2 protein-coding genes are annotated in these 14,231 nt (G+C 70.3%); both read left to right on the top strand.

Annotated features, from left to right (window positions below; translation table 11 throughout):
- The first annotated feature begins 17 nt into the window (after nucleotides 1-17).
- Nucleotides 18-7,274: a hypothetical protein gene (locus ASC92_RS10105; RefSeq protein WP_414820405.1), complete on the top strand. Its 7,257-nt coding sequence runs from the start codon at nucleotides 18-20 to the stop codon at nucleotides 7,272-7,274.
- Nucleotides 7,255-14,163 carry a DUF11 domain-containing protein gene (locus ASC92_RS10110; RefSeq protein WP_056514186.1) on the top strand — a complete coding sequence of 2,303 codons (6,909 nt, stop codon included), beginning with the start codon at nucleotides 7,255-7,257 and terminating at the stop codon, nucleotides 14,161-14,163. Before ASC92_RS10105 ends, ASC92_RS10110 begins: the two co-directional genes overlap by 20 nt.
- Nucleotides 14,164-14,231: the final 68 nt, after the last annotated feature.

The raw sequence follows: 14,231 nt of genomic DNA on the forward strand, positions 1-14,231 counted from the left end.
GTTCAAGGGTTCGGGCCATGCTGTTCACTTTCAATCTCAGAGGCATACGCCGGCCGTCATGGCCCGGATGTGCCGCTGCGCTTGTCGCAGGTGCCGCATTGCTGCTGGGCAGCGCGTCACAGGTGAATGCAGCCCCCGCCCCCGGCGGCACTGTGATCCGCAACGTGGCAACGGCCACCTACGTGCCGGCCGGTTTTGCCCAGACCGAAACTTCCAGCTCCAACAGCGTGGTGGCGAACGTGCTGCCGGTCGAGGCGCTGGTGCTCACGCAGGACCAGGCCGTCACGCGCCCGCCCGCCGCCGTCGTTACGCTGAGCCACCTGCTCACCAACACCGGCAACGTGCCTTCGAGCTACACGCTGGGCTTTGCCAACAACGCCGGCGGCTGCGCGGCCGACACGCTGGACCTTTCGGCCCTGCGGGTGGTGCGCGACACCAACAACAACGGCGTGGCGGACCCCGCCGATCCGGTGCTGCCGCTCGGCGCCGGCGGCGCGCTGGCGCTGCAGCCCGGCGAGACGGCCGCGCTGCTGGTGCAGGGAACGATCCCGGCGAGCGCGAACGGCGTCGCCTGCGCCGCATTGACGGCCACCACCGCGCTGCAAAACCTGAGCGCCACCAACCGCGACGTCGTGACCGTCGGTGACGTGGCGGTGATCTCCATCACCAAGGCCGCGAGCTATCCCGGCATCGTCGTGCCGGGGCAGACGCGCATCGACTTCACCGTTTCCGGCACCAACATCGGCGCCCGCGATGCGCAGCCCGCGAACGTTGCCGCGCCGGCCGGCACGCCGGTGCTGGTGAACGGCGCGCCGGCCAGCCTCGTGCTGGTGCGCGACCTGGTGCCGGCCGGCACGCAGTACATCGCCGGCACGCTGCAGAGCACCGCCGCGGGCGCGGTGCGCCTGTTCCGTCTGCCGGGCGATCCGGCCTTCAGCTACCGCACCGCGGACGATGCCGCCGCGATCGAGGTGGCGATCGGCGTGCCCACTCCCGTGTCGCGCAACGCCTCCATCGCGATGCAGTTCGCGGTGCGGGTCAGGCCGGACCAGACCGGCGACATCCGCAACACCGCGCAGAGCTACTACAACGACGGCGTCGCGCTGGCGGTGTCGCCGTCCAACACGGTGCTCATCACCACGAGCCAGAGCCGCATCGGCGTTGCCAAGGCTGCGTCGGTGCCGCGCCCGAACCGCGGCGCCGATGGCCTGCTCGACGGAACCGCCACGGTGCGCTTCAGCGTGGACGTCCGCAACTACGGCGCTGTGTGGCTCTACGGCGTGCAGGCGGCCGACCTGCTCGAAGGCAGCGGTGCCACCCAGTTCGGCAGCTACACGACCGCGGCGGTGCCGGGCCCGAACCAGTACACGGTGGTGCCCGGCTCGATCGGCATCGCGGGCAACCAGGGCAACGGCGTGAGCGGCACCGTGGCCGCGGCCAACGCTGCCTTCACCGGCACGCCGGCCGCGCAGAACCTGCTGGCACCCGGGGCCGTGCTGCCGGTCGGGGCGCAATTCATCGTGCAGTTCGACGTTCGCATCAATGTCAACGGGCGCACCGGCACGCTGCTGAACAGCGTGCGCGCGCAGGGCGCGCTGACGCCCGGCGGCGCGCCCGTGGCCTTCGACGATTCGGTCGACGGCGCCAATCCGGACCCGGACGGCGACGGCAACCCGAACAACAACAGCTCGCCGACGCCGGTGTCCATGGAGCTTCCCTCGCTCACGCTGGTGAAGAGTGCCTCGCTGCCGCGGCGCATCGGGCAGGGCGTGTACGAGCTCGACTACCGGCTGCTGGTCACCAACACCGGCATCGCCCCGGCGCCGCACGTGCGCGTGATCGACAACCTGAACTGCACCTTCGACATGGACAAGCCGGACGGCTCGGTCGCGTCCTGGGAACTGGTCGGTGCGCCCAAGGCGCGCAGCGGACTGCTCGACGTCGCGGGAAGCTTCACCGGCCGCGCCACCTGCAACCGCGGCGCGCTCGCCAGTACCGACCCCTTCCAGCTGCCGACCGAGGCGGTGCTCAGCCTGAGCGACGGCAACCGCGGCCTGGCGCCCGGCCAGAGCGAGGAGATCGCCTTCACCGTGCGCATCACCGAGAAGGCCGGCGCGGTGGGCAGCCGCGTGGCGGTCACCAACAAGGCCTGGGCCGCGGCCTTCGACCAGAACACCATCAACGTCACGCCCGCCATGCTGGTGGCGGCCAGCGCGAGCTCGGTGCAGTCGTTGCTGGCCGATCCGGCAGGCACGGTCTACAACGCCGTGACGCGCGAGCCGGTCGCCGGCGCGGTCGTCACCTTCACGCGGCAGTCCTGCAGCAGCGGGGCCGCGACGCCGATCACGGCGGGGGAGATCTTTGGCGGGTCGTCGGGCGCCTACACGCTCAATGCGAACGGCAGCGTCTCCATGACCACCGGCGCCGACGGCAGCTACCAGTTCTTCCTGCAATCGCCGCCAGTCACCGGCATGTGCACCTACTCGCTCGGCGTGGTGCCGCCGGCGGGTACCGGCTATGTCTACCCGTCGCAGCTGATCCCGGTCACGGCCGGCACCTTCTCGAGCTGCGGCCAGATCGCGCCCAACGCCACACCGCCCAAGGGTGCCGATCCGACGACCCACTACTTCTCCGTCAACGCCGGCTTCAACGCCTCGGGCGCGGCCTGCGACATCGTGCACAACCACATCCCGCTCGACCCGGGCAACGTGCTCGGGCTGGTGCTGCGCAAGGACGGCAGCAAGCGCCAGGTGGAGTTCGGCGACTTCATCGACTACGCCCTGACCGTGACCAACAAGACCGGATTCCCGGTCACCGGCGTGCGCTTCAGCGACAGCCTGCCGCCGGGCTTCGCCTACGTGGCCAACAGTGCGCGCCTCAACACCGCCGCGGCCGGCAACCCGGCGGGCGGCGCGGGCCCGCAACTGGTCTTCGACTACCCGACGCTCACCCTCGGCATCGACCAGGCGGCCGTGGTGCGCTACCGCGTGCGCATCGGCGTGGGTGCGCCCACCAACGGCGACGCCGTCAATCGTGCGCGCGCCTTTTCGGGGCCGCTGCAATCGAACCTCGCGAACTGGACGGTTCGCGTCACGGGCGGCGTGTTTTCCGACGACGCCTTCCTGTTCGGCAAGGTCTACATGGACTGCAAGCCCGACGGCAAGCAAGAGGGCAGCGACGAGATCGGCGTGCCCGGCGTGCGCCTGTTCATGGAAGACGGCACCAACGTCGTCACCGACGTGGAAGGCAAGTGGAGCCTCTACGGGCTCAAGCCGCTCACCCACGTGCTGCGCCTGGACCAGACCACGCTGCCGCCCGGCGCCCGCCTGGAGCTGCTGGACAACCGCAACGCCGGCCGCCCCGAGAGCCGCTTCGTCGATCTGAAGAAGGGCGAGTTCCACAAGGCCAACTTCATCATCGGCAACTGCGGCGACCAGGCCGTGGTGGCCGACGTGGTGGCGCGCCGCGCCGCCATTGCCGCGATCCCGGACACCGAGGCCGAGGCCCAGGTGCGGCTGCGCCTGAATCCGGAAGGACAGATCGTTGCGGTGGGCGATCTCCGCTCGCTGCCGGCCAGCGGCCAGGCGCTCGCGAGCGGCAGCAGCGGCTCGACCCTGGCGTCGTCGGCGCCGCTGATCGCGATGCCCGATGCGCCGGCCAACGCCAGCAGCTTCGTTGGTGCCGCTTCGGGCAGCATGAGCGGCACGCTGGGCGCCACCGCGCCGGCGGCCGCAACGCCGGCCGGAAGCCTGTTCGCCGCGCTCAACGGCCTGCCGGCCGCTGCGCAAGGCGCGTCGGCCGCGGGTGGCACGGCGGCCGGCATCGGCGCCTTTGCCAGCCGGCCCGTCAACACCTCCGCCGCCATGCTGGAGCCGCGCAGCGTGCCGCTGCTGCCGCAGGCCGCGCCCAGCCCGATCGAGCTGGAAGTGCTGCTGCCCGAGCTCGACGGCAACGCCCTCGGCTTCCTCGGCCTGAAGGAAGGCGACACCGTTGCTGGCCAGTCGATCAACGTGCGCGTCAAGGGCGAGTCCGGCGTGGCGCTGCGCCTCTCGGTCAACGGCCAGGCCATCGACGAGCGGCGCGTCGGCAAGAAGACGCAGCTGCCGTCGAAGAACATCGGCGCCTGGGAATACATCGGCGTGGTGCTGCAGCCGGGGGCCAACCGCCTGCAGCTCGACGCGGTGGACGATTTCGGCAACGTGCGCGCCACCGAGCGAGTCGGCATCGTCGCGCCGGACAAGCTCGGCGCCATCCAGGTCGACCTGCCCGAGCTTGCCTATGCCGACCTGCGCACGCCCGTCGTCGTCAAGGTGCGGCTGGTCGACGCGGCCGGCGTGCCGGTGACCGCGCGCACCCAGCTCACGCTGGAGGCTGACCGCGGCCGCTGGCTCGACGAGGACCTGAACCCCGCCGAACCCGGCACGCAGGTCTTCATGGACGGCGGCGCGGCCGAGTTCCGCCTGCTGCCGCCCGGCGAGCCGGGCGATGTGCGCCTGCGCGTGAGCGCCGGCAGCTTCGTGAAGGAAGTGCGGCTCGCGCTGCTGCCCGAGATGCGCCCGATGCTCGGCGTGGGCATCGTCGAAGGCGTGCTGGACTTCACCAAGCGCGGCAGCGTGCCGCTCGGCGCTATGCCTGCCGGCGCGGCGTTCGAGGCGGAGTTGACGGGCCTTGCCGACGAGCGCAACGGCCGCCGCGCAGGCGCCCGCGCTGCCTTCTTCTTCAAGGGTGCCGTCAAGGGCGACTACCTGCTCACCGCCGCCTTCGATTCCGACAAGACGCGCGACGACCGGCTGTTCCGCGACATCCGGCCCGACGAGTTCTACCCGGTGTACGGCGACTCGTCGGTCAAGGGCTTCGACGCGCAGAGCACGCAGAAGCTCTACGTGCGCATCGACAAGAACCGCTCCTTCCTGCTGTACGGCGACTTCACCACCGCGAGCAGCACCGAGGTGCGCAACCTGAGCCAGAACAACCGTTCGCTGACCGGCCTCAAGCATGTGTACGAAGACCGCAACGTGCGCGCGACCAGCTACGTCTCGCGCACCGCGCAGACGCAGCAGGTGGAGGAATTCCGCGCCGTCGGCACTTCCGGCCCCTACTACCTGAGCGCGACCAGCGGCGAGTTCGTCGACAACAGCGAGCAGGTCGAGGTCGTGGTGCGCGACCGCAACCAGCCCGACGTCGTGCTGCAGCGCACGCCGGTCACGCGCTTCGTCGACTACACGGTCGAGCCGCTCACGCGCCGCATCCTGTTCACCCATGCGATCGCATCGGCCGATGCCAACCTGAACCCGCAGTCGATCCGTGTCACCTATGAAGTCGACAGCGGTGGCCCCAAGTTCACGGTGGCCGGCACCGACGTGCAGGTCAAGGTGGCGGAGCGCCTGCAGCTGGGCGTGGTCGCCAGCACCGACCAGAATCCCGAGAACCATCGCAAGCTGCGCGCGCTGACGGCCGTGGCCCGCATCGGCGACAACACCACGGCCGCGGCCGAACTGGTTCGCACCGATTCCGATGAGAAGGGCAAGGGCGAGGGCACCCGCGTCGAGGTGCGTCACCAGGACGAGAAGCTCGCGGTCGTGGCGCTGGCCGGCAAGACCAGCGCGGGCTTCGACAACCCCGGCGCCAGCTTTTCCGCAGGTCGCACCGAAGCCTCCGTGCGCGCCGAATACAAGGTCGACGCCAGCACCGCGGTGCGCGCCGAAATGATCTACAGCAAGGACGCCCTGCTCGAAGGCGACCGCAAGGGCGCCACCGCGAGCGTGCAGAAGAAGTTCGGCGACACCCTGGTCGCCGAAGTGGGCCTGCGCCAAGGCCAGCGCAGCAGCGGCCTCGCGTCCGGCTCCGGCTCCGGATTCGACTACGGCGAGGTCTCTTCCTCCAACGGAAGCCTCGGCAGCCGCGTGGGCGCCAACAACGTGACCGCGCTCGGTGCGGCCGCCACCGCCAATGCCGACAACGAGAGCCTGACCACCGTGCGCGCACGCCTGTCGGCGCAGGTGCCCGGCGTGACGCGGGCCCAGGTCTTCGTCGAAGGCGAGCAGGACCTGCACGACTCCGGTCGCCGCACGCTGGCCATTGGCGGCAACTACGCCATCACCGAAAAGACGCGTGTCTATGGCCGCTACGAGCTCGTCTCCAGCCTGTACGGCCCCGACGGGCTGAGCGCGACGCAATCCAACAACGTCGGCATCCTGGGCATCGAGAGCAACTACATGGAGGGCGGCCGCATCTACAACGAGTTCCGGCTCGCCGACAGCATCGACGGCCGCGCCGCGCAGGCGGCGACCGGCGTGCGCAATACCGTGAAGCTCACCGACCGCTTCAGCGTGACCGGCGGCCTCGAGCACACCCGCCAACTGGGCGGCTACGCCAACAGCGCGAACAGCGGCACCGGCTACGCGGGCGGTCTCGGCCAGTCCACCGCCATCACCGCCGGGGTCGAGTACCTCACCGACACCTACAAGCTCAGCGGCATCCTCGAGGGACGCAAGGGCGACGATGCGAACACCCGGCTCTTCAGTGCCGGCTTCGGCTACAAGATCAGCCCCGCCTGGAGCCTGCTGGCGCGCAGCGTGGTGAGCGACAGCGAAGGGCAGGGCACCAACGCAGGCAACGAGCGCCACCTGCAGCGCCACCAGATCGGCATGGCGTACCGGCCGGTCGACGACGACACCTGGAACGCGCTGATGCGCTACGAGCGCCGCTCCGAGCGCATCGTGGGAGGCGGCAATGCGGCCGGTGCGTTGAACGGCGGCAGCGCCTTCGGCAGCGGCTCTGGCAACAGCAGCCTGCCGGGCAGCACCAGCGCCGACATCGTCTCGGCCCACCTGAACTACAACCCGCAGCGCGGCAGCGTTCTCAGTGCGCGCTACGCCGGCAAGATCTCGCGCGCCGACGACGGCTTCCTGGCGAGCAGCTACTGGGCCCATCTGCTGCATGCGCGCTACACCCGCGACATCAACAAGGACTGGGACTTCGGCGTGCAGGCCGGCGTGCTCTACGGCAAGGGCGGCGCGCTGCAGAAGACCGCGGGCGTCGAGCTCGGCTACCAGGTGGCCAAGGACCTGTGGGTCTCGGCCGGCTACAACTTCGTCGGCCTGCGCGACCGCGAGCTGACGGCCAACGAATACACCAGCAAGGGCGCCTACATCCGGCTGCGCTTCAAGTTCGACGAGACCGGGCTGGGCTTCGCGTCGGCCAGCGCCCCCGCCGCATCGGCCTCTCGGAAAAACACGGATCAGGCAAGCGAACATGCAAAGACTCAAGATTAGGCTGCGCTCGCATGCGGCCTCCGCGCGGCGATGGCTGCTGCTCGCGGCCTGGCTGCTGGCCTTTCCGCTTCTCGGGCACGCGCAGCAGGTGCTCGTGCCGCAGGGGGCGGTCAGGATCAACGGCACCGTGGTGGGCACCAACGACGGCCAGGTCGTGCAGACGGTTTGCGCCAACGGCTTCCCCACGGGACTGACCATGTGGGAGCGCATCAACGGCCCCGAGGTCAGCGGCACCTTCGCCAACCTGACCGGCGGATTGCGCGCGGTCGAATTCGGCTGCACGCCATTCACCGTGAGCGAAGGCGCGGGCGCGGCGACCATCGCGTTCGGCGCGTCGGCCTCGGCGGGATGGTGGGGCCGGCCGATCAACGGCATGACGCAGCGCGGTCCCCAGGTGTGTCCGGCCGGCACCGTGATCGCCGTGCTCGGCGGCTTCGACCGCATGTTCAACGGCGCCTCGGGCAACATCTATCCGACGCAGATCACCTTCGTCTGCCGCCCGGTCATGGTCACCGCGGGCGACTGGTTCCAGGCGGCATCCAGCGGGGGCGCGAACTTTACGCTGGGCCTTACCTCGGACGACGGCGGCACGGGGCCAGGCTCCGCGGTGCCCGGGCCCGTGAATGCCGAAAAGACGGTCTGCCCGTTTTCCGCGACGGGCACCTGCAGCGGCCTGGTCGATACCGGGGGCGGTGAACTGATCGATGGCTTCTCCGGCGTGAGCGGCAAGTTTCCCGACGCACGCGTTTCGCAGCGCATCAGTTTCGTCAACTACGCGTGGAACCAGACGCTCGGCAGCAGCACGAACACGGCCGCCTGGCGCCCGAGCGTTGCCGGCGTGGTCTTCTATCCACCGGCCGTTTCCAACAACACGGCGCGCTACCAGCAGACCTACGAGACCTACACCTCCGCGGGCACCAACTACAGCGGCAACGCCCTGCCGCCGACCGGGACCAACACCAACAGCTACTCGAAGACCGGCACCTGCGCCACCGCGCACGCACTCGGCGCCAACGAGGACTACACCTGCTCGAACATCATCACCGGCCGTCCGGACCTGCAGGTGCAGGTGGTCGTGCCGAGCGATGCCTGGACCAGCTACGGCCAGCAGCGCAACGTCAGGCTCATCGCCAAGAACTTCGGCCCCGCGCCGACCACGGGCTCCGACAATTCGACCGCGGTGCTGACCCTTCCGGCCGGATGGGACACGGGCACCTTGCCCGCCAACTGCGCGAAGGCCGGTTCGCCCGTGGTGGTGACCTGCCAGGTCAACCCCACGCCGCTGGCTGCTTCCAGCGGCCCGAACCTGGCTGACGGCGGCGAGGCCGGCTTCGACATTCCCGTGTTCCCGCAGCCCAGCGTGGCGACCGCCAGCTACTCGGTTCCGAACGGCGCCAAGGTGTGCGTGCAGGCCGCGACGCCTGGCGCCACGCACTTCTGCACGGTGCCCAACGACGCGGACCCGAACAACGACGACGGCGTCAACGTCAATGAAACGGCGACCCTCGTGCTCGCCTACAACACGCCGCCCAAGGTGGCGCCCAGCATCACGACAACCGTGGTCTCGAACGGCGGCGTGGGGTCGTTCGGCTACCTCGGCAACAACGGCGCGGCCGCCAGCCCCATCGTCACGACTTCGCCCGGGGTCGGGGCCTCCGGACCCGCCAAGTTTCTGACCACGCCCGCAACCTCGACGTTCATCCTGCAGAGCTCCGCGCCTGCCGGCTTCGTGCTGACCGGCATCAGCTGTACCGGCATGGCGCCCGGCGGCACCGCGACCTACGATCTCTCGACCCGGAGAGTGACCTTCGATGCGGCCGCCACCGACTACGGCGCCACCATCTTCTGCACCTTCACCTACACCCGCGTGGCCGTGACCGTGAGCAAGGTCACCCAAGGCGGCACGGGCAGCTTCGGCTTCAGCGGCACCAATGGCTTCACCGCGCAGAGCATCGCAACCACCGCGGCCGGCACGCCCGCGGCCGGTGAGCAATCGGGCCTCACCACCGTGGGGGCAGCCACCACCATCACCGAAGACGCGCCGCCCGCCGGCTGGAAGCTCAAGAGCATCGTCTGTACCGGCATGGGTGCCGGCGGCACGGCCACGCCGGACCTCGCAACGAGGTCCGTCGCGCTGAATGCCGCTGCCACTGCGGCGGGCAGCAACATTGCCTGTACCTTCACCAACTCGATCGAGCCGCAGCTCAATCTGACCAAGACCGCCAGCGCGCCGAGCTTCGCGGTCGGCACGCCGGCCAGCTACACGCTGACGCTCGCCAATACCGGCCCGGTGGCCACGACCGCCGTGGCCACCATCAGCGATACGGTGCCTGCGACGCTGACGCTCGGCACCATGCCCGCCGGCTGCAGCGCCACCGGACAGGCCGTGAGCTGCACGGTGCCCGCGGGGCTCGCGGCCACCACTGGCAGCGTCTCCTTCGTCATTCCGGTCACGCCGCTGCCCGGTGCGGTGCCGAGCGTGGACAACACCGCGACCGCCAGCGGCGGCGGCGATCCGGCCTGCAACGCCGCGGGCAACTGCACGAGCAGCGTGACGACCCCGGTGCTCGCGCAGCCCCGCATCACGGTGCGCAAGACCAAGACCAACGTGACGGGCACCCACACCTTCGGCTACACGCTGACCGGTGTCACCAATCCGGCGGACAGCATCGACGTGACGGCGCTGTTCACGCCGCAGGCCTCGGCCACGGTCCATCTGGGCACGGCCGGAACCGCGGCGACGGTGCAGGAGTCGAGCGTGCCAGCGGGGTGGCCGGCCAATCCGGTCTCGGCGTCCTGCCTGGATTCGGCGGCCGCGACCAGCGGCAATCCCGCGACCGAACTGGCGACGTTCGCCGGCAACACCGCGACCCTGCCCGCAAGCGCGATGCGGCCCGGCGCGGTCATCGCCTGTACCTTCACCAACACCGCGGCCCCGGTGATCGCCGTGGACAAGACCGCGCCCGCGACCGTGGCAGCCGGCGGCAACATCGCCTACGGCCTGAGCCTGGCCAACACGGGCGCGGTGGACTCGGGCACCTCGCTCGTCGTGAGCGAGCAATTGCCGCCGGGCGTGGTGGCCACGTCGGCCGTGGCCGGCACCGGCGTCACCTCGGTGAACTGCGGCACGCTGCCCAGCGCCGCCGGTGCGCTGCTCAGCTGCACGGTGACGCTGCCTGCCGGCGGCATCCCGGCCTCCACCGGTGTGCGCGGCTTCACGCTGAACGCGACCGCACCGATCGCGGCAACCGGCACGGTGCTCACCAACTACGCCAGCACCAGCACGAGCGGCGTGGGCGCGCCGGCCACGGCAGCCGGCGCGGGCTGCGTGTCCGGCAACGGCGTGAGCTGCGACAGCGCCCAGACGAGCATCGTGGTCGGCCCCGGCATCGGGAGCCAGTCGGGCCTGCGCGTCGTCACCGACAACCAGCTGGCCAACGGCGCAGCGCAGGACGTGCTCGAGGTCTTCATCCGCGACGCGGCCGGCAACCCGGTCGCGGCCGGCACGGTGGTGAGCTTCGGCGCCACGCCGAACGTCGCCTTCAACGGCGGCGCGGTGGGCGCGGCCGGCAGCTGCACGACCACGGCGGCCGCGACCTGCCAGGTGACGGCCACCAGCACCGTGGCCGCCGTCTACAGCACGACGCAGGTGACGGTGGGCGGCGCGGTCCTGAGCGGCAGCTTCAGCGTCGGCGCCAACAGCTACCTGCCGAGCCCGCAGCCCTACAGGTTCGGAACCATGCCGACGGTGACCATCCGCAAGACCTCGCTCGGCGGCACCGGCACCTTCAGCTTCACGGGCACCAACGGCCTCGCGGCGACCCAGAACATCACGACCACGGTGGACGGCACGCCGGCCAGCGCGGCGACGCGTTCGCTCGCGGCAGCCAACACCGCCACGACCATCACCGAGGGCGTGCCGCCGGGGACCTATGCACTGGTTGATGCTTCCTGCACCGGCATGGGCGCGGGTGGAACGGCCTCGCGCAATGGACGCGTGCTCACGCTGGATGCGGCCGCGACCGCGCCCGGCAGCAACATCGTCTGTACCTTCACCAACACCGCCGACACCAATCCACCTTCGCCGCCCATCGCGCCGACGGTGATGTGCTCGACCCATGCGGCGATCTTCAACACGGGCTTCGACGGCCCGGCCGGACCGGCGCTGACCACGGGCCGCGATCCGGTGTGGGAGTCGGGCATCGGCGCGGCGACGGGCGGGCCCGGCACCGTCGCCACCTGGGCGCGCTCCTACGTCGGCAACAAGGCGCCGGGGGCCTGGATCAACTCGCCCTTCAATAACGCCAACTGGATCTCGCAATACCTGACCACGCACGTCGGCAATGTCGACATCTACCACCGCTTCACCTTCAACATGGCGGCGTCGGTCAACCCGGCGAGCTTCTTGCTGAAGCTGGACTTCTATTCCGACAACTCGGTCGCGGAGATCTACGTCAACGGCGTGCTGCAGAGCATTGCAGGCGTGCCGCAGGACACGGCGAACCCATACATCTTCCAGGGCTACCGCGCGGGTGCCGCCGCCAGCGCCACGCTGGCGAGCAACTGGCAGTCCGGATCGAACACGGTGACCGTCCACATCAAGAGCGGTGCCCCCCAGCAGGGCTTTCTCGCCCAGGCGACCACCAGCGCACTCTGTTCGCCGGCCACGGTCACCTTGCAGAAGACCACGACAGGCGGCACCGGCGGCCCCTTCAACTTCACGTTGACCAACACCACCCAGGCAGCCGGCAGCGTCAGCACCGTGGCCGCCGGCACGCCGGCGCAGGTGGACGGCAACACGGCGGCCGCGGGCACGCAGGCCTTCACCGCCAGCGCGAACGGTGCGGTCATCAGCATCGCCGAAGCCGCGGTGCCCGGCTGGAACCTGACCGGTGCGACCTGTACCGACGCAGGCACGCCGGTGGGCAGCCTCGGCACCGGGGCGAGCGGCCGGACCTACACGATCCCCGCGGCCAGCGTGCAGCTGGGCAAGGCGCTGCAATGCACGTTCACGAATGCCGCATCGGCGAGCGTGACCATCCGCAAGGTTTCCGTGGGCACCACCGGCACCTTCGGCTTCACGGGCGACAACGGCCTGGCGGCGCAGAGCATCACCACCACGGCCGCCGGCACGCCCGCCGCGGGCGCGGCCCAGACCCTGACCACGCCCGGCGTGGCGACGACCATCACGGAAGATCCGCTGCCGGCCGACTACGCGCTGACGGGCATCAGCTGTACCGGCCTGGGCGCCGGCGGAGCCGCCACGCCCGATCTGCCGAACCGCAAGGTGACGCTGAACGCCGCCGCCACCGCACCGGGCAGCAGCATCGCGTGTACCTTCACCAACACCTATTCGCCGCCGTTTCCCCGGGTCCAGATCGTCAAGACCACCGTCGGCGGCGTCGGCAGCAATCTCTTCGGCTTTGCGCTCAGCGGCCTTTCGACGGCCACCGACAGCATCACCGTGACGGGCGAAGGCAGCGCGAGCGGCGCCGCCAACATCACGGGCACGGCAGGAACCGGCGTCACCATCCGGGAAAGCTCGCCGGACGGCTGGCCCGCCAACCCGATGAGCGCCAGCTGCGTGGACGCGAACAGCGCCACGCCGACCACCGCGTTCGGCACGCTCACGGGCAACCAGCTGACCATTCCCGCCGCCAAGATGGTGGCCGGGGCGGCCATCACCTGCACCTTCGTCAACGGCTATCCCAGGAGCGTGACGGGCCGGGTGTTCCTGGACAACGGCGTGGGCGCCGGAACCGCCAACGACGGCCTGATCAATGGCGCAGAGGCTGGCATTCCCGGCATCACCGTGCGCCTGACCGATTGCGCCACCACCACGCTCGCCACGGCGACCACGAACGGCAGCGGGCAGTACGCGCTGGGAGCGCCGCTCGGCCTCGGCTTGAACGATCCGGTGTGCGTGGAAGAGACCAACGCCGCTTCGCGCATCTCCACGGGCGCCTCTCTCGGCAGCCTCTCGCTGCCCTCCGGCCAGGCGGTCGCCAGCGCCGGCATCAGCTACACCTACACCCGCAGCGGCACGCCGGACCGCATCGCCTTCACCTGGAACGGCACCGGCCACGCGGGGCTCAACTTCGGCGACGTGGACCGCAACACGCTCGCGGCCGACGGCGCGAAGACCGGCCAGCCCGGCAGCACCGTGAGCTATCCGCACACCTTCATGGCCCGGACCGCCGGCGTCGTGAGCTTCGCCATCCCGAGCTCGATCGACACGCCCGCCGTCAGCGGCTGGAGCGGGAAGATCTTTGCCGACGCGGGCTGCACCGGTTCGCTGCAGGCGGGCGCCGCGCTGCTGTACCCGCCGGCCGCGCCGGTGAACGTCGTGGCTGGGCAGAGCGTCTGCATCCTGATGCAGGAGTTCATTCCCGCCAACGCGGCGACCGGCAACGGCAACGCCAGCGTCGTGCAGGCCAGCTTCGTGTTCACCAATGCCAGCCCGGCCCTGAACGCCACCTACACGGTGACAGACACCACGACCGTCTCGACCAGCGCGCTGGAGCTCAAGAAGGAAGTGCGCAACGTGACGCAGGGCGGCAGCTTCGGCATCAACAACCAGGCGAAGCCTGGAGAGGTGCTGGAGTACCGCATCACCTACACCAACAACGGCTCCAGCCCGATCAGCGGCATGACGGTCAACGACACGACGCCGCAGTTCACCGCCTTCGTCGCGGCGCAGGCGGGCACGACGCCCGCGACGCTCGCGAACTGCCAGAAGCGCACGCCCGCCAATCCGGTTCCGGCGCCCACGGAGGCCTGCGCAGCGGCGCAGACCGCCGGGGGCACGGGGTCGCTGAGCTGGCAATTCACGGGGTCGCTCGACCCGGGTGCTTCAGGGGCTGTTCTTTTCACGGTCAAGGTGAACTGAGGCCGAAGAGATGCGGGCCGAATCCGACGCGGCCGGCGGGCGCACGCGGTTGCAACCGCCCCGGCCCC

Source organism: Variovorax sp. Root411, from assembly GCF_001425205.1.
GTDB lineage: Bacteria > Pseudomonadota > Gammaproteobacteria > Burkholderiales > Burkholderiaceae_C > Variovorax.

Bases quoted from the DNA above. Each gene is read 5' to 3' on its own strand.
- ASC92_RS10110 (WP_056514186.1), top strand. From the start codon at position 7,255: ATGCAAAGACTCAAGATTAGGCTGCGCTCGCATGCGGCCTCCGCGCGG.
- ASC92_RS10105 (WP_414820405.1), top strand. From the start codon at position 18: ATGCTGTTCACTTTCAATCTCAGAGGCATACGCCGGCCGTCATGGCCC.